16 protein-coding genes are annotated in these 16,940 nt (G+C 41.7%); 6 read left to right on the top strand and 10 right to left on the bottom strand.

The features are described 5' to 3' along the window. Positions 1–541: 541 nt before the first annotated feature. The 5 genes from ES754_RS12255 to uraD all read right to left on the bottom strand — a co-directional run bounded on the left by ES754_RS12255 (position 542) and on the right by uraD (position 4,274). Complete coding sequence (locus tag ES754_RS12255) at positions 542–823, bottom strand: cytosine permease (protein ID WP_228267763.1); 282 nt, start codon at positions 821–823, stop codon at positions 542–544. Further along, positions 792–1,160: a cytosine permease gene (locus ES754_RS12250; protein ID WP_265090713.1), complete on the bottom strand. Its 369-nt coding sequence runs from the start codon at positions 1,158–1,160 to the stop codon at positions 792–794. The genes ES754_RS12255 and ES754_RS12250 overlap by 32 nt, the downstream gene beginning before the upstream one ends. Before the next feature lie 514 nt (positions 1,161–1,674). Next, positions 1,675–2,937: a urate hydroxylase PuuD gene (locus ES754_RS05780; protein ID WP_147222868.1), complete on the bottom strand. Its 1,263-nt coding sequence runs from the start codon at positions 2,935–2,937 to the stop codon at positions 1,675–1,677. A gap of 353 nt (positions 2,938–3,290) precedes the next feature. Beyond that, positions 3,291–3,650, bottom strand: a complete 360-nt coding sequence (gene uraH / locus ES754_RS05775) for a hydroxyisourate hydrolase (RefSeq protein WP_147222867.1) — start codon at positions 3,648–3,650, stop codon at positions 3,291–3,293. Positions 3,651–3,752: 102 nt separating this feature from the next. Continuing rightward, positions 3,753–4,274: a 2-oxo-4-hydroxy-4-carboxy-5-ureidoimidazoline decarboxylase gene (gene uraD / locus ES754_RS05770; RefSeq protein ID WP_147222865.1), complete on the bottom strand. Its 522-nt coding sequence runs from the start codon at positions 4,272–4,274 to the stop codon at positions 3,753–3,755. Between the two features lie 312 nt (positions 4,275–4,586). On the opposite strand from uraD, the gene ES754_RS05765 reads away from it, so the two are divergent. Together ES754_RS05765 and ES754_RS05760 are read left to right on the top strand one after the other, a co-directional pair. Beyond that, a complete protein-coding gene (locus ES754_RS05765) occupies positions 4,587–5,261 on the top strand; it encodes a TetR/AcrR family transcriptional regulator (RefSeq protein WP_227677945.1) in 675 nt (224 codons plus the stop codon). A gap of 487 nt (positions 5,262–5,748) precedes the next feature. Continuing rightward, entirely contained in the window at positions 5,749–7,815 is a 2,067-nt protein-coding gene (locus ES754_RS05760; RefSeq protein WP_147222863.1) for a TonB-dependent receptor domain-containing protein, read from the top strand. Positions 7,816–7,954: 139 nt separating this feature from the next. Here the strand turns inward: ES754_RS05760 and ES754_RS05755 are convergent, their stop codons facing one another. From ES754_RS05755 to ES754_RS05740, 4 genes are all read right to left on the bottom strand, one after another. Next, positions 7,955–8,713: an iron ABC transporter ATP-binding protein gene (locus tag ES754_RS05755; protein WP_147222861.1), complete on the bottom strand. Its 759-nt coding sequence runs from the start codon at positions 8,711–8,713 to the stop codon at positions 7,955–7,957. Positions 8,714–8,791: 78 nt separating this feature from the next. Beyond that, positions 8,792–9,844 (bottom strand): iron chelate uptake ABC transporter family permease subunit, encoded by a 1,053-nt coding sequence (locus ES754_RS05750; RefSeq protein ID WP_147222859.1) that lies wholly within the window; start codon positions 9,842–9,844, stop codon positions 8,792–8,794. A 38-nt stretch (positions 9,845–9,882) separates the two neighbouring features. Continuing rightward, positions 9,883–10,989 (bottom strand): ABC transporter permease, encoded by a 1,107-nt coding sequence (locus ES754_RS05745; protein WP_147222857.1) that lies wholly within the window; start codon positions 10,987–10,989, stop codon positions 9,883–9,885. 37 nt (positions 10,990–11,026) lie between these two features. Further along, on the bottom strand, positions 11,027–12,079 hold the full coding sequence (locus ES754_RS05740) for a siderophore ABC transporter substrate-binding protein (protein ID WP_147222855.1): 1,053 nt from the start codon (positions 12,077–12,079) through the stop codon (positions 11,027–11,029). Positions 12,080–12,531: 452 nt separating this feature from the next. Here ES754_RS05740 and ES754_RS05735 point away from each other — a divergent pair, with 452 nt between their 5' ends. The 3 genes from ES754_RS05735 (at position 12,532) to ES754_RS05725 (ending at position 15,061) form a co-directional block, all read left to right on the top strand. Next, positions 12,532–13,659 carry an energy transducer TonB gene (locus tag ES754_RS05735; RefSeq protein WP_147222853.1) on the top strand — a complete coding sequence of 376 codons (1,128 nt, stop codon included), beginning with the start codon at positions 12,532–12,534 and terminating at the stop codon, positions 13,657–13,659. Between the two features lie 141 nt (positions 13,660–13,800). Beyond that, entirely contained in the window at positions 13,801–14,505 is a 705-nt protein-coding gene (locus ES754_RS05730) for a MotA/TolQ/ExbB proton channel family protein (RefSeq protein WP_147223331.1), read from the top strand. Positions 14,506–14,659: 154 nt separating this feature from the next. After that, positions 14,660–15,061 (top strand): ExbD/TolR family protein, encoded by a 402-nt coding sequence (locus tag ES754_RS05725; RefSeq protein ID WP_147222851.1) that lies wholly within the window; start codon positions 14,660–14,662, stop codon positions 15,059–15,061. A 226-nt stretch (positions 15,062–15,287) separates the two neighbouring features. On the opposite strand, the gene ES754_RS05720 is transcribed toward ES754_RS05725, so the two are convergent. After that, positions 15,288–15,728: a DUF2799 domain-containing protein gene (locus ES754_RS05720; RefSeq protein ID WP_147223329.1), complete on the bottom strand. Its 441-nt coding sequence runs from the start codon at positions 15,726–15,728 to the stop codon at positions 15,288–15,290. A gap of 334 nt (positions 15,729–16,062) precedes the next feature. Here ES754_RS05720 and ES754_RS05715 point away from each other — a divergent pair, with 334 nt between their 5' ends. Then, positions 16,063–16,740 (top strand): hypothetical protein, encoded by a 678-nt coding sequence (locus ES754_RS05715; protein WP_227677949.1) that lies wholly within the window; start codon positions 16,063–16,065, stop codon positions 16,738–16,740. The last annotated feature ends 200 nt before the right edge of the window (positions 16,741–16,940 follow it).

Raw genomic sequence — 16,940 nt, 5'->3', positions numbered from 1 at the left:
GTAAGCCACCATTTTAACTTATGAGTAGCTACTCAATAGGGTAGAGGCGCAGGTATCGCTGAATAAGTTTTAGATATTGTTCGGTCAGGCTAGAGATAAAATCTAGCAGACCTAGGTACAGCGTTGGGGCTGTGATAGTGCTGAATGTTTTAGGCTGAGTATTTTAGATAGTAATACGTTGTCAATTAGAGCGTTATAAGAATTATAACACCATCAAGCTAAGCATCATAACCACTTACTTGAAATACTAGCGAATGCCATTTTTTACTATTATTTTGTAGCGTCTAGTTTGTAGGATCTAGAAATGATTATTAACCAGTCGTTCTACATTCTGACAAATGGCAATCATTACTAATTCTGTATTACTGTATGTGTATCTGATGCTTTGGTCAAGATAATTTTGCTTTATATTTATAAAAACTAATAATAAAGAGAGAGGCAGTACAAAAGTAATGCTATTTGTACTGACTTAACACTTTATATTGTCGTTTTTTTTATTATTTATTGAGTTTGGCTTTATTGTTTATTGGCGCAGTAACATCTAATAGATATGACTTCCAATAGCTGAACATAATAAGAAGCTACAAGCTTCAAACTTAGTCAAAGGGAGTGCATTTATTTTCTCAACGATATCTGAAGGGTTAGGCAGCGCCTCGCTAAACAATACGAGTGTACCCTCAGTAATCACTAAGGCGATAAATGATAAGAAAAACATATTGATGGGTAAATCAATTAAGTAACCGATCTTCATATCTCGTTCACTGCGCAAAAAGCGCGAGAAGTCGCTAAAGTTAATTACTACGGCGGCAAAATAAGCAACCATCGTACCCACTCATTATAGCCGTAAATGCTTGCAATTGATTATCGTTATAATTATTGGTGCCGGTAAAAATAGAGCTGATTGCTGGCAGCAACTCAGACCCTGATTGATACCATACCACCGCCATCAAAAGCGCGACTGCGATCGATGCAAAATAAGTTTGCACCCCGTACCAAAAAATACTAATGATGGCACGTAGTACTGCTGGTAAGTTTGCGCCACTAACACTAAGGCTTGCCCGTATCAATACTGGAAACGGGATACCGTATTTGACGCTAGGCCTACCAGTCAGATTGACCATAAACATCGCGACAAAGCCGGTACATATAATCGCTGCCATTACCCACCAGCCAATCAAGCTATAACTTAAAAATAACAAGGCTGCAGGGTATAGCCCAATAAGCTCTGTATACCATTGGACCAGACGTTAAATATAGCAAACCAGCCCCACGTACGATTTTCTGGCTTGAGTGGTGCTAAACCTTCATTATATAGTCTTAAGTTTTTAATAGCCGGATCAAGCTGACTGTGATTACAAATACTTTGATACTGTTGTGTTTGCTACCGTTTGTCAGATATCCGTAATTTCTTTTAGAGGATTGCGGCTAAATTTAAGTCCGCTTTACTTTAAGGACATCGGACATTAAGGGCATCGGACAGTTCGGTCAAGATAATTATTAATTTACCTCTTTAAAATATGATAAAAAAGGGGATAAGAGGCGATATGCTAAAACGTTACGAAGCTATTTTTATGTAGAAACATCTAGATCATAAAAAATCCTACATAAAAATAGCCGGTCATTTAGACCGGCTATTTTTAATATACTTATTATACAGTTACCGCTGCTATTAGATTATAAAGCCGAAGTATATACTAGAACTTGCTGACGCTCTTCATCAGTCATCTCAGTAATATTGCCCAATGGCATATAATTAGTCTGTAATGACGTTACGATTTTAGCTTTGTGTGTTTTTAAGTCCGCTGTTGTAGCAAGAATAATACCTAATGGTGGCGCATTAACCGTCGCATTCGTAGGCTTCTCAGCATGACAAACGCTACAGCGCTCATGTACAACAGCCATAATGGCATCATCATCACCTGAGGCAGAAACAGGAACGGCTTCAGCAGTTGTTGACTCGCCTGCGTTATCAGTGGTAGCAGAAGCTACTGGTTGAGTGACAGGTGCTGCTTCAATTGGGGCAGGACGCATCCAGAAAATTAACGCAAGCGTCGCAATTGCAGGAACGATTAAGTAACCTGGTTTGTTGTGACCCAAATGTTTCAGGTTAAAGTAATGACGAGCAGTCGCAGTGATGATACCAACGAATACTAGTACCAACCAACCCTTACCATTTCCAAATGAATACATCATTGGATAGTGATTACTAATCATGGTAAAGATTAGGGGTAGGGTAAAGTAGTTATTCATCACTGAGCGGTTTCTGGCCATCAATGCTAAATCTGCTACTTCTGGACCCGGTTTGACACCGCGGCGTACGCAATCTACGAGTGCGCGCTGAGCAGGCATAATACCAAAGAATACGTTACCCGCCATGATAGTACCTAAAATGGCACCGACGTGGATAAAGGACGCACGATCACTAAATAACTGATAAGAGCCCCACGTCGCAATAATTATTAGTATAAAGATAGTAATACTAAAAACCATTTTATTTTTGCCGATACGGCTGCGTACAACTAATTCATAAATTAAGTAGCTACCAAATAGGAACGCTAAGCTTACAAAAATAGCTTCTAAATTTGTAAAAGCAAACTTTCTGGTATCAACTAAGTATGCCGTTGCATTGGCATAATAGACGATAGAGATCATGGCCATACCGGTTAGCCATGTGGTGTAAGCTTCCCATTTGAACCAATGTAGCGTTTTTGGCATCTCTTCAGGTTCAAGCTTATATTTAGCAATTTCATAGAAACCACCACCATGAACCGCCCAAAGGTCACCTGAAATGCCTTTATCAGCTTTCCATTTGGGCGGCTTCTGTAAGCTCATATCGAGCCATACGAAGTAGAATGAGGCGCCAATCCATGCCACACCAGCAATGACGTGAAACCAGCGGAAGAATAAGTTTAACCAATCGAGATAATATGCGCCCATGCACGAGTGTCCTTTTGTATTGCTATGTCTTAGTAGGTGTTAACGGCGGCGGCGCATCATGTTGGTATAACAATCTAGTGATACCAACATAATGAAACCAAGAGTAGAAAGGCCGGCTTAGATATCTGATGTCTAATTGCTACGATACCATCCATAGGAGTAGCTAGAATTAAACGACGTTATATCAATAAGCAATTCGTTGAATTGATTTGAATACATTAATCAAAACAACGAATCAAACTACCAGAGTTAGCGATTTGTGATGTTCTTGGATAATAAAAATAATATTCGTATTTAATGGGGCTATCAAATCCTAGAAACCAAGTCTTAAGAACTTGATAGCCCTTATAAACTTACGAACCGCGATACGTGCCATAGCCATGGGCGCTAAGTAATAGCGGCACATGATAATGACTGGCATCGCTTACCACAAAGTCAATCACAACTTGCGGATAGAACGCTGTCAGCTTTTGCGCGTCAAAATAAGATTGGGTATCAAAGGTCAAGGTATAACGACCAGCACTTAAGTCGCAATCAGCACCATCAACAGCAGCCCAGCTATCTGGTGCAACGCGGCCATCATTGTTGGTCGTACCATTGGCTAGTAATGTAGCATCGCCACTGTCTTTGATGCGATGTAAGGTAACTGCGATATCAGCAGCAGGTTTACCAAGATGAGTGTCTAAAATGTGTGATGATAGGGTGGCTGACATAATGCTTCCTTATTATAGGTAAATAACGATAGAGTCTTATCGTATAAATTTTATGCTGACATCGTTTATTAGATATCAAGCGTGTGTTATTAATCTGATAGTTTATGCGGCGCCTAATAGCTTTTGGATACGTAGACGCGTAATTTTATTTTGCTCAGCAGCAGCGTTCGCCAGTTCAGTTTCACGGTCATTGGGTAGACGCGCTAATAGTAAGTCAAGCATTTGCTGGGCACTTTTGCCCGTTGCGAATACAATAAAAATAAAACCAAACTTATCAAGATAGTCTTGATTGCCTTGGGCGAGTGCCTCAAGCACTTGGTCTTCAGCATCATTCGCGCCTGATTGTTCATGCGCTGCGCTGTCTTGGGTGTTACGATATTTTTCTTTTAATGAGTCGACGTTGCCAATTTGCGGATGACCGTCAAAAGCTTCAATTAAATTGGCTTCGCTGGTTTGCGCTTTATTCCAAGCGTCATCATTAGCGACAAGCATGGCATCAATATCTGCAAAAGGGCGGGCGCTGGCAAGGGTTTGTGCCCAGCTAGTGCTAGTACAACAGGTTAACAGTTGTGCTGTAGCATCTTCTTGGGATAGGTCGTTAAATTCTGACAGGGTTAAGCTCATGATGACATCCTTTTCTTTTAATAGGGAAGCCCGATAGTCTATCAGGCAACGATGATATAGCAATCCCTTTGCATAACGCTTAAATTTTATAACTCTATAAGGCGTAACCCCATAAATCGTTTGCTAAAGGGATACTAATTAAAACGTAATTGGTTTATATTGTCTATTGTGCAAAAACCTGACCATTTGGTCAACTATTTTATACAAAAACTTTCAATTTGTAGTGTTATGTTCCATAAATAGTAGTATTTATTGTAACTGCTAACCAGAATATAACGTTTTTTCTAACAAAAATGCCGTATGGCCTAAGTTATGACCATTATGACTCAAAATAATCACAAAGATAATTCGTGTGCATCGGAAGCACCTACCCCGCGCAGTCAGCAAGATATCCGTGCGCGCAACCAGGAACTGATTTTAATGGCGGCTGAAGAGGAGTTCGTCCTCAAAAGCTACCGCGGTGCCACTATGCAAGGTATCGCCGATCGAGCAGGACTTCCTAAAGCCAATATTCATTACTACTTTAAAAACAAGAAAAATCTATACAGGGTGGTACTGCGCTCTATTATTCAAGAATGGAACGAGGGCTTAGTGACCATGACCGTGGACAGTGATCCAAAAACGGTCATCGAAAAGTTCGTCCGTACCAAGCTTCATCAAGCCTTTGTGCACCCTAATCGTCATAAACTATTTGCTGTTGAAGTGATCGGCGGTGCACCGCACTTGCATGACTTCATGTCCACAACGATGCAAGAATGGGCGCTTGATAAGATACAAGTCATGAAAATATGGCATCAACAAGGCAAAATCGGTATTGAGGATCCCTTGCAATTATTAATTTTAATTTGGGCAACGACGCAACGTTATGCTGAATTTGAAACTGAAATCGTCGGCTTAATGGGGAAAAAGGCTTACGATGAAGAAGATGAAGCCCGTGCTGCTGACTTCTTAGTGCCCTTTATCTTACGTGGTTGCGGACTTGGATGATAATTAAGTTAAACCCACTCAATGGTAAAATGGTTTTGGTAAACAGCAAAAATATATTTATTTTCTAGTACTAACGGCTGACAATAGGTATCAGCTATTATCAATCATTTTGTTCGTTAATGCAGATTAAAACCTGACCAACTGGTCAGGTTTTTTTAATATACAAGTAAGTTAACTTTTCATGAGCTTTTCTTTATGTAGTTCTTAAGATAAACTATTCTCTTTTTTAACGCCTACTAAGTGACCGCTGTTCCTAAATCAGTGGTCATTTAGAACATAAAAATATTTTTTATTTCAAATGTTGCTTAATTATTAACAATTCGTTATTATACTTTCGTTCTCAAATGTTAACTATTATCATTTACATTTCTAATAGCATTTACAGTTTTAATTTCATCTCTTAATTTGTAGGCTATTACTCAACTAATATTTTTTATTGAGTAGCCTCGTTATCAATAATTCTTAAGTTTTATAAAGTGAGTGCGTTATGCGTGAATCAATATTTTCTAGTCGATTAACGGTGCTGTCAGTAGGTATAGCTGCTGTTCTAGGGTCACAAGTAGCCAGTGCTGAAGAGGTAATGCAGACCTCATTACAGACCATTACAGTCACAGCCAATAAGTCAGCTAGAAAAGAGGCACAAGAAGGTAAGGTCTATATTGATGACTATACGCCGGCGCAGCAAGCCAGTCATTTGAGCGATTTTTTAAATGTGATTCCAGGCGTTACCATAGGTGGCACCTCGTCCATCAACCAGCGCATTCGTATTCGTGGTCTTGAAGACAGTAACTTAAAAGTGACCATTGATGGGGCGCGCCAAGAAGGCAAGCTGTTCTACCATATGGGTGACGTGACTATCGACCCAGATTTATTGAAACAAGCGGATGTCTCTGTCGGTAATAACTCAGTCACTTTAGGTAATGATGCTATTGGCGGTGCGGTTGCTTTTAAAACCGTTGATGCCGCAGACCTACTTAAACCCGGTCAGAAAATTGGTGCTAAGGTACATGTCGGCTATGCCAGTAATAATGATGAGCTACTAACCTCAGCGACCGTTTTTGCAGCGCCAACGGACAATGTTGATTTGCTGGCTTATTATGGCAAGCGTGATACAAGCTCTGGTGAAGATGGTAGCGGTCGAGAGTTGTTTGAAGACAGTAAAGGCGAGAACATCCTTCTAAAGGCTGGTGCTTATATCGCAGATGATCACCGTATAGGGGCTAGCTTTAGCCGTACTGATAAAGAAGGTGTCTTTCCGTTCCGTCCAGATTTTCCAAGTCTAGGCGATGATCCAATCCCACAAAAAGTAAAGCGAGATACTTATACAGTCGATTACAATTTCAATCCATTAAACTCGCTCATTGATGTTGATACCACCATTTATCAAACCGAAACACAGATTTCGCGTGATAACGATCCCAAAACATCGCCAGGGTATGATTGGAATGCTAAAGTAAAAACCACAGGTGGGAAAATTGAAAACACCAGTGTGATTGACTCAACGTTAGGAAGCCATAAACTGATTACAGGGCTAGAGCATTACAAAAAGCAGTCAGATTATGGCGCTCTTGATCGTAAAACCAAACTACCCGTAACAGGTAATGATGAAGCCAAAAATACTTCAGTATATCTAGAAGACCAATGGCAAATGGGTAAATTAACTTTAACCCCTGGCGTACGTTATGACCGCTATGAGTCCCCTGAATTTGTGTCTGCTGGCAAAACTTACGATAATGTCGTTGGTGCACTGGCGGCCAGCTATGAGATCGCGCCGCGTACACAAGTATTTGCCAGCTATACTCAATTATTTAACGGACCAGACTTAAGCCAAGCTATTTTCAATCGAGATGGTGCTGGCACCTATGTCAATAAAGACTTAAAGGCTGAAGAAGGTGACAATGCGGAAGTAGGTATTGCGACAACTTTACGCGGTCTAACCACTGCTAATGATGCCCTACAGTTAAGCGGTAAATACTTTGAAACCAATATCGAAAACTATATTGAATACGTGCGCAGTGGTGGTAGGCATTCAGGTTTAGATTGTGTGACCGGCGCGTTAGGCGGTGATTGCCAAGGCGCTATCAATAAAGATGAAGATTATAAGATCAAGGGTGTTGAGCTTGCCGCTGATTATAAAATGAATGATTTTATTATGGGTTTGAGCTATGCTCATGCGCGTAGTAAAGGTAAAGACACGGGTCATAGTATCTATTCACAAACTGGCAGTAGCTCAGATACTGGTGATAAATACATGGTCAATTTGGCTTATGAACCAACAGAGACGACAGATCTTGGCTGGCGCAGCACCTATGTTGCTTCAGTAACGCCAAACACAGGTGGTGATGACATCAAAAAAGCAAGTTATGATGTTCATGATATCTTTATGAGCTATTCGCCAACACAAGTTGATGGCCTAAAAGCCACTGTCGGAGTGTATAATATCTTTGATAACACCTATGCCAGTCATGCTTCAAGATACAATCCGCTAGAAGATGAGAGCACTGATTTTGAACCAGGTCGTAATATTAAAGCGTCATTGACGTATCAGTTCTAAAAAGTATTGGTTTAAACGACACCATTATTGTTTATACTCTAATTATTGATAATAAAAAGACCACTTATGTTTTATAGGCGGTCTTTTTTTATGGGCTATATTTTAGAATGAATTTGGTCTTTTCTTATTATATTAGGGTTTAAAAACTATCGATAATAACTGGACGGCCCTGATGCTTAAGCACGGTGACGTCAACGTTATACAGCTCTTTCATAGTTTCTTGGGTGATAACATCAACGGGACGCCCAGTTGCCATCACTCGTCCGTCTTTCATAGTGACTACCGTATCCGCAAACTGCGCGGCTTGATTAATATCATGCAGCACTATTACCACCGTTTTTTGTTGGCTATGACTTAATGCGCGAAGCTCACGCATTAGCCGCCCAGCGTGATACATATCCAAACTATTAAGCGGCTCATCTAGCAATAGATATGGGGTATCTTGACAGACAATCATCGCAATCAGCACGCGCTGGCGTTGTCCACCCGATAGCGCCGATAAGAAACGATCGGCTAATAGCTTTAGCTCAAAGCGCTCAATAATCTCATCGACCTTTTGATGGTCGTTGGCTGTTGGGCGGCCTTGATGATAAGGATAGCGCCCAAACATTAATAGCTCGTGAACGCGCAGTCGCCCTTGGACTTGATTGTCTTGGCTCAGGGTAGCGACTGTAGTGGCAAGGGTACGCGAATTACAGCTAACAATATCATGCTCAGCAAAGCTAACTTTCCCCGCTTGTAATGGTTGCAGGCGGGACATCACCGAAAATAAAGTCGATTTACCTGCGCCATTAGGGCCAATAAGGGCAATGACCTGTGAGCTTGGTAAAGATAAGCTAATGTCATGCAGAATTTGCTGCTTACCGATATGATGCGAGACGTTACTTATTTTAATCATAGTCGTTCTTATTTTAAAATCGTTTTTTAATACACTTCAATTTTTTTATCTATAAGCCTAAAAGCAATTAAGTCACCTTTAACGGCGATGGGTCATAAATATTAATACTAAAAATACCAAACCACCAGCCAACTCAATGACTACCGATAACACCCCAGCCATACCTAATACTTGCTCGAATACCGTTTGACCCAAAACCAAGCAAATCATTGCCACTAAACTGACTAATATTAAGCGCTCGCTATGAGCCATATTGCGGGCAAGACGATTGGTTAAGGCACAGACTAATAGTCCAAAAAAGGTTACTGGACCAACCAAAGCCGTCGCGGTTGCTACCAAAATAGCGATAACGGTTAATAGGCCAAAAGCCAAACGCTGATAGTTTATACCTAAGTTAATCGCTTGGTCTTTACCGAGCATTAAGACATCACATTGATACCGCCAGCGCCAGATAAATACTGCGCTAATCGCACAAACGATAATGCTAATGCTTAGGAGATCAGGATTCACCGTGTTGAACTGTGCGTAACTGGCCGACTGCACTACTACAAAGTCATCTGGATTAATCAGCCGCGCAATCAATGCGGATAAGCTACGAAACAACACCCCAAAGATAACACCGACTAAAATAAGCCGCGTTAAATCTTGGCTACTCTTCGAAAACAACAATCGAAACAAGAGTAGTGAGGCGCCGAACATCAATACAATCTCAAGCCCGAATTTGGTTATCGGGTTGATACTGGTATAACTTATTGACCCTAAGAAAAACACCAACAAGCTTTGTAGTAAGACATAAAGCGAATCAAAGCCCAGTAATGATGGCGTCAAAATAGGGTTATGGGTTAAGGTTTGAAACAGTAAGGTTGACACCCCAATTGCATAGCCGACTACCATCAGCGCTAGTAGTTTTTTGCCACGTAATGGCAATGCAAAATCCCAATGACCATGAACATTAACCGTTAAAAATAAAATGGCTGAGATTAATAAAATAATACTGGCAATTGATTTTGGATGTTGAGTAATTGTTTCCCACAGCCTTGCCCAAAATCCTAATAACTTGCCATGCTCAGATGATTCAGTATGAGTATGAGGATCCGTATCTGTGGTGGTAGAGGCAGAAGGTGAGCGCATGTGGGTATCCATTTTATTTAGTGCCTACTGTATAGATGTTAAGACTGAGCAGGGGCACGTAATAATAGCCATAAAAATACCACCGTACCTACCACCCCGAATACAGTAGCAACGGGCACTTCGAACGGATAGCGAATAGAGCGCCCGATAATATCGCACAGTAAAACTGCTGAAGCACCAAGCAAGGCAACCGCTGGCAAGCTACGTCTGAGCTTATCACCCATGATGCGACTGACGATATTAGGAACAATCAAACCGATAAAAGGAATGACCCCAACCGTAACCACCACCACTGCACTCATTATCGCTACCATTCCAACGCCAATCCACGTCACATGGCGCTTACTGATACCTAAGTTCAAAGCAATATTGTCACCTAAGCCAATGATAGTCAGCTTATCAGCAATAATATAAGCAATAACGCATAGACCACCCGTTAACCACAGCAGCTCGTAACGGCCTGCTAATACGGCTGAAAAGTCGCCAAATTGCCAAACGCTGAGCATCTGTAAGGTCTCAGTTTGATAAGCAATAAAGGTGGTAATAGCAGTAATAATGCCGCCAAAGACAATACCGATAAGTGGAATCATTAAGAAGTCAGTCGGCGGAATACGGTGGATAAGCAGCATAAATAGCATCATGCCGAACACCGCAGCGATGGTTGCCACACCCATTTTTATGATAAGCGCGCTGGCAGGAAAGAAGAGGCTGACTACTAATAATCCCAGTGCTGCGCTCTGAGTTGCACCAACCATAGAAGGCTCAACGAAACGGTTTTTGAGCACTACTTGGATAATCATGCCAGCAACGGCCATTGCAATACCGGTCAAAATAATGGCAGTCGTCCGAGGCAAGCGACTGACCAGCATCAGCGAGCTATCTGAGTTAGCGCTATGGTTAATAAGACTATGGAATATGCCTGACCAAGAAAAGTCTGCTACCCCAATAGATAGGCTCAGTAACACCAAAAGCCCCATGATAATGAGGCTCCCTGTGTTTATCAACCATGGCGGTAGTGCAGCTCGGCGATTTTTATTAGCGCCTATGCTGCTAATGCCCCGCTGCCGCCATGTTGGAAGCGCTGGCAAGTTATCGCTAGGCTCAGCTATAACACTATTATTGCTACGATTAGAAAATAACGACATAACTATTTATGGCCTACATAATTTACTACTATGACCACTATTTAGCAGCGCTAAAGGCAGCTTTGATAGACGTCAAATCTTGCATCCATTGATTATAACCACCAAAGGCTAAATAAGAATCTGGGCTAAGATAAACCACTTGGTCTTTTTTCCAAGCCGTGGTTTGTGCGACCAATGGATTATCTAATACCGCTTTAGCACCTGCACTGTCTTCACCGATAGCCGCACTGCGGTCAATCACGAATAACCAGTCTGGATTGGTTTTTTGTAAATACTCAAACGATACGGGCTGACCATGACGGGCATCTTCAATTTTACTATCGACCATAGGCACACCAAGTACGGTATGGACAAAACCAAAGCGTGACTTATCACCGTAGGCTGACAGCTTATTGCCATTAACCATAACCACTAAGCCATTGCCTTTACCTTTGGTTAACCCTTGAGTCTGCTCGATTAATCCATCAATATTTTGTTGTAGTTTCAACGCTTGGTCACTTTTGCCAAATAGGGCACCTAAGTCATGTAAACGTTGCTTACTAGATTCATAAATATTGGCGGTATCGATGCTCATATCCAGCGTTGGGGCAATGTTTGAGAGCTCGTTATATTTTTCAGCCATACGTGAACCGACTAGAATCGCTTGCGGTTGCATCGCATTTAATGTTTCAAGATCCGGCTCAAATACAGTTCCCACTTCTTTTGGATCGGGCTGTACTTTTGATTGCAAATTATCTAAATGTAGACCGCTTGGCTTACCATCAATAGCCACATCCAGCGCTGCCAAGTCCTGCATTATCGTCATGTCATACACCACAATAGGTGATGGATTCATCGGTAAGCTTACTTTACCTTTAACTGTATCGATATCGACAGTAGCAACAGAGACCGCATCATTATCAGCAACGTTCGACGCGGTATCAGCCGTTTTGTTTTCTTTTTTAGTGTCATCCAACTCAGAGTCATTCGGCGATGAGCAGCCTGCTAAGCTAATGCTTGCGAATAATGCCGCGGTCATTGCCGCTAGTAGAGGACGTTTGAATAACGAAGGGCTTGCAGAATTAGCCGTGGCTAAAGTACTAGTAAACATAAAACACTCGGTATATTACAGGTGATAAGCAGTACGTTTATAAAACGTCGGCAAGGTATAAAAAGAAAAAGAGCGCGTTCAGCCATTTACATAAATGTGCTAAAACAATGCTCATCGATCAAGGTTCTTAACTTTATTTTTAATTTGAAAATTGTTTTAACAAAATGGATAAAAATAAACTGAGATTATAATATAGGAATTAAGGTGTTTTATCAATGATAATGATAACGATTGCCATTAATAATAAGGTTTGTGTTTATTATAAAATAATATTTTGTAGGGTAGATAAACGCTGTGCTGGGCATTATTTAAGGCTTTACGCATTCTTTCAAGCGTATTTTTTAGAGGTAAGTAAGGACAGAGATCAGTAAAGTTTCTATTATTTTATTGATAATAGTTATCGTTTGTATTAATATTAAGCCACTTTGATTTCAGCGAAATATTAGGGTGTTATGGGCTCAACCGATTTTAACGCGCCACCACGTAAATTAACACTGATAGCGATTGGTGCCGTTGTGGGGCTGCATGTACTTACCGCGATGGCACTAGTGGCCATGAAGCCACCAGCCCCTATAGACGAAGTCCGCGATACGCCGCCCCCTATTGAAATACAAATGGTGACGCTACCTACTGACGTAGCACAACCTGAGCAAATCGAACTTGAACCGGTAGAGATTGAGGTTGCTAAGGTTGAAGAAAATGTTGAAGAGGTTCAAGAAAATACAGAACCCGAACCTCTCTCTATATCTGAGCCTGAATCTAAGATTAGTCCAGAACCTAAAGCTGAGCCTGAACCTACCATTAAGTTAAAACCAATAGTCGAGCCTACACTAGAACCACAGCCTAAATCAGAACCCCAATCCCAGCCTGAACCAATAGTTGACGCTAAGCCTAAACTACAAACAGAGCCTGTTGTAAACACCACAACAAAAACAGTAGTGACAAAAACTAAGCCGAAAAAAGTAGAGCCAGAGCCTTACATCAATCAGAATCAACCCAGTCAGAAGTTTTCGCAAGAACCGAGAGTTGGGAATACTACGGCTGATGATCAACTTAGATACTTAGCAGAACAAGAGCAAGATAATGCTAGAAATGCTGCTAGAAAACATGCTCGTGAGGCGAAAGCTGATTCAGATGCCAGAGCGAAAGCTGATTCAGATGCCAGAGCAAAAGCCGATTCAGATGCCAGAGCAAAAGCCGATTCAGATGCTAGAGCGAAAGCCGATTCGGATGCTAGAGCGAAAGCCGATGCAGAGGCTAAAGCGGCAGCAGCTGCTAGCAATGCACCGGTCAACTTTAACGCCAGCAATGCCAATTGGGCCGCTGCGCCAAGCTTTAGTTTTCCTGACCGTGCCAAACGTGGTGCACGTTCGGGCGATACCTTTAACTTGGTATTGTTACTACGAGTGAACAAGCAAGGTGGCATCGATAGCGTCAGTTTGGCAAAATCTTCTGGCAATTCCGTCTTAGATAGGGAAGCGCAGCGTCAAGTTCGCTCTGGTAAGTTTAGACCTTTTCAGCAAAATGGGGTGCCTGTTGTTGGTAATGTTACTTTGCCGATTAGCTATGCGATGCCCTAAAAGCTGTTTATAGACGTTTTATCGTATTCATTTTTTAGCACCTTTATTATAAAACATTCATTTATAACTTTTTCATGATAAGAGCAGATGCGCCAGTCGCAACGTCTTCATGTGATTGCACAACTTATTAAGGAGTCTGACATGGACTTTGCAAGCTACTGGCAATTGAGCGATATGGTGACCAAAGGGCTGTTTTTTATACTGCTGGTATTGTCGTTACTCTCTTGGGTGACGGGTATTATCCGTGTATTACAAAGCCGCACGCTTGCAAACCAAGTGGCTGATGACTTGAGTCAGGCTATCCAGCAAAAGCGTTCAGCACTAGCAGGATTAGATGCGGCAGCTCGGCGTTTGGTTACCGAGCAAGCGTTACTGCAACATATTGGCCGTTATCGCTATAATAGTGAGCGTGGTTTGCCTATTTTAGGGACGACTGCTGCCATTGCGCCATTCATCGGACTGTTTGGTACGGTGTGGGGTATTTTTCATGCGCTACATAATATTGGTGTTAGCGGACAAGCAGGACTTGGACAAGTAGCAGGGCCAGTTGGCGAAGCCCTTATTATGACGGGTTTGGGGATTGCTGTGGCTATTCCAGCCGTAGTGTTTTATAACCTTGCGGTGCGTACTAATCGCACTGTCATGTACCATGCTAATGATAGAGCCCATGAGCTGTTGGCCAAGACTGCCGAGTCAACGGATTATCAGCAGCCAGTTGTTAAATCACAAATGGCAGCCAATACCAGTGCTAATAGTAATGTAGCAGCGACTAATGTGAATACTGGCAAACAAAACGTTGCTAACCAAAACACCGGCTATCAGAACTCAGCAACTTCCCGCTCATAGCACTGGTTTAGGGCTATTGTAGCCTGTTATAAGCTATTATAAATTGGTGGTTTTATGAGCAGCTTTTTATATAAGCAACCTTTTTATACAAGCAAACCAAACCTCTATACAATTTTAAATTCATATAGAAAAATGACCCACAATTGAGACTATTATGGCATTTCAGTTAGGTGATGATGACGCACAAAGTATGAATGAGATGAACCTCATTCCGCTTATCGATGTCATGTTGGTATTGATGATTATATTTCTATTGACCGCGACGGTTCTAAATCCTACCGTGCAGTTAGATTTACCTAAGACCAGTGCAGTAGTTAACGAGCAGCCGCCAGAAGTGATTCAAATCAGCATTGATAAAGATGCCGGTATCTTTTGGGATAGCGATCCTATTAGTATCGAGGAGTTAGACAGCCGCTTGCAGCAAGAAAGTGCTAGTGGTAGCGACCCTGCTATTCAGCTGCGAGCGGATAAAGAAAGTAAATATGATACAGTGGCGCAAGTGTTGGCCTCTGCCAGTCAAGCAGGACTCAGCAAAATTGCCTTTGTAAATGAATAGCAGTTTGTATAAATAGAGGCGTTATTATTTATACGAGTAAGCTGGCCGTAATAAACAAATTAACTAAAATAATAAGCCAGTCACATAGACCAGCCCTGCTATTAATAAAAAAATAACTAAGATAATAAGAAGAACAAATAAAATAATAAAACTTACCTCCAGCCTCGCAAGGTCTACTTTGCGGGGTTTCCTTTATTTACCACTTTCTAAATTGAGGCAAGGGCTTTTACCAGCCATAACCAAAGGGGCGATAGCCGTAACCCAATCGCCCATAACCAAATGGCGAGTAATAAGGAGAGCGTAAGCTATCGAGGTCGCGCTGACGGATATAATAGTAGCGCCCTTGCGAATAAGCTTCTTCTAATTTATCAATGCCTTCGAGGGGGCAGACTGGCTGCCAATCATAGCCTTCGCGGCCATGTTTATAAGCACTCAGCTCAGTACAGTAGTTTTTGAGCCCTTGCTGGCGACCTTGTTCCCATAGCATGCGGTTAGGCGTTGCACCGACTACGCTGGCACAGCTATTGGTATAGTGACCGAAATATGCGCCTGAACGTCCACGCGAGCCATCGCTATAGCCGACTTGCTGCCAATCACTAGCCTGACACTGCTGCGGTGTTAAGCTTTGAGTGGTAGCACAGCCTGATAACGTCACCATTGCTGCCATTATCAAAGTCAATGTAGACGTTGCTTTGACAGCTGGTTTTGTTATTAACGGCTTGAACGATGAGATTAGTTTGACAATATAAGTCATAATAAACCTGCGTGCGTTTAAAATTATGGTTTATCATAGCACTTTTTGTGCGTCGCAACTTTCTGTATCTCGTTAGCCTGATAAATTATTTGTATTACCTAAGTGGCTGATATTGAACTGTTAATAGCGCTTTTTTTATTATGAGTTGGACAGGAGCGCTTGATTTATAAGCGTTCGTGCTCATTATGAGTACCTAATGTCTTCTTTTATCCGTTAAATTTTAATCCAGTTAAAAGGTCACACTATCATGGGTGTATGGATAGCCGTTGCCATTGTACTATTCGTATATGGCAGTATGATGGCGCTCAAACCTAGCGGCATTGACCAGCGCTTGGACAAGCTGCGTATGACGGCGCGCCGGTTACAACTCAATCCAAAGCTGGTTGCTTGTCCGGACTGGGTGCGTGGCCGTGACAATGAATATGGTCGTGGCATGCTGGGTCAATATGGTCTAGTGCTAGACAATGTACAGCTGCCCCACACGCGCTATAAAGTTATTGATGGACAATGGCGTCCGGAAGGCGAGGGTACGATAATTACAACAGCTAAGACTGTAGTTGATAAAACTACTGCTAACATAGCCATGTCGTCTGCTAGTTTTAATCTGGACAAAGTAGCGTTGGAACTGCCAGCAACGATTGAACCGTTTGTAAAAGCGTTATTGGTCAAAGCCAATAGCATTGTGGTGTATTGGGAAGATATTGCCTACGTGCGTCCATTGACCAACCCACATTATAAGTCTTTTAAGATTGAACCTGACTTACTGGCGCTCAAAGCACAGATGGAGCAGTGGGCCCTGCAGATGCAAACCAGCCAAGCCAACAGCTCTAACGGTAGTCGCACTAATAAGAGCACTGATATTAGTAATGGTACGGCTCATTATAATAGTGGCGTTGGTAGTAGAATGCTTAATAAAAGCTTTTGAGTATAGTGAGCTAATCATAACGTAGTTGTAAAAATAAAACTTGATAGTATGTTTTTAAAAAAAGATAAGCTTCTATTTAGGATGCCTTTATTAGATTATCGGATCCTATCTTGCGGCATCCATATTTATTTACGGTTGACATCTCAACTCCTAGCAGTGTAACGTCTTGCTAAGTTTACCGCTATTTTTTAATTATTCTA

The organism is Psychrobacter frigidicola (assembly GCF_007997305.1).
Taxonomy (GTDB): Bacteria; Pseudomonadota; Gammaproteobacteria; order Pseudomonadales; family Moraxellaceae; genus Psychrobacter; species Psychrobacter frigidicola.
Note: the sequence above shows the minus strand (reverse complement) of the source record. Positions and strands in the feature narration are given on the sequence as shown.

Bases quoted from the DNA above. Each gene is read 5' to 3' on its own strand.
- uraH (WP_147222867.1), bottom strand. From the start codon at position 3,650: ATGTCAGCCACCCTATCATCACACATTTTAGACACTCATCTTGGTAAA.
- ES754_RS05720 (WP_147223329.1), bottom strand. From the start codon at position 15,728: ATGGCAGCAATGGTGACGTTATCAGGCTGTGCTACCACTCAAAGCTTA.
- ES754_RS05725 (WP_147222851.1), top strand. From the start codon at position 14,660: ATGGCATTTCAGTTAGGTGATGATGACGCACAAAGTATGAATGAGATG.
- ES754_RS05740 (WP_147222855.1), bottom strand. From the start codon at position 12,079: ATGTTTACTAGTACTTTAGCCACGGCTAATTCTGCAAGCCCTTCGTTA.
- ES754_RS05715 (WP_227677949.1), top strand. From the start codon at position 16,063: ATGGGTGTATGGATAGCCGTTGCCATTGTACTATTCGTATATGGCAGT.
- uraD (WP_147222865.1), bottom strand. From the start codon at position 4,274: ATGAGCTTAACCCTGTCAGAATTTAACGACCTATCCCAAGAAGATGCT.
- ES754_RS05765 (WP_227677945.1), top strand. From the start codon at position 4,587: ATGACCATTATGACTCAAAATAATCACAAAGATAATTCGTGTGCATCG.
- ES754_RS05735 (WP_147222853.1), top strand. From the start codon at position 12,532: ATGGGCTCAACCGATTTTAACGCGCCACCACGTAAATTAACACTGATA.
- ES754_RS12255 (WP_228267763.1), bottom strand. From the start codon at position 823: ATGGTTGCTTATTTTGCCGCCGTAGTAATTAACTTTAGCGACTTCTCG.
- ES754_RS05750 (WP_147222859.1), bottom strand. From the start codon at position 9,844: ATGCGCTCACCTTCTGCCTCTACCACCACAGATACGGATCCTCATACT.
- ES754_RS05780 (WP_147222868.1), bottom strand. From the start codon at position 2,937: ATGGGCGCATATTATCTCGATTGGTTAAACTTATTCTTCCGCTGGTTT.
- ES754_RS05745 (WP_147222857.1), bottom strand. From the start codon at position 10,989: ATGTCGTTATTTTCTAATCGTAGCAATAATAGTGTTATAGCTGAGCCT.
- ES754_RS05730 (WP_147223331.1), top strand. From the start codon at position 13,801: ATGGACTTTGCAAGCTACTGGCAATTGAGCGATATGGTGACCAAAGGG.
- ES754_RS05755 (WP_147222861.1), bottom strand. From the start codon at position 8,713: ATGATTAAAATAAGTAACGTCTCGCATCATATCGGTAAGCAGCAAATT.
- ES754_RS05760 (WP_147222863.1), top strand. From the start codon at position 5,749: ATGCGTGAATCAATATTTTCTAGTCGATTAACGGTGCTGTCAGTAGGT.
- ES754_RS12250 (WP_265090713.1), bottom strand. From the start codon at position 1,160: ATGGCAGCGATTATATGTACCGGCTTTGTCGCGATGTTTATGGTCAAT.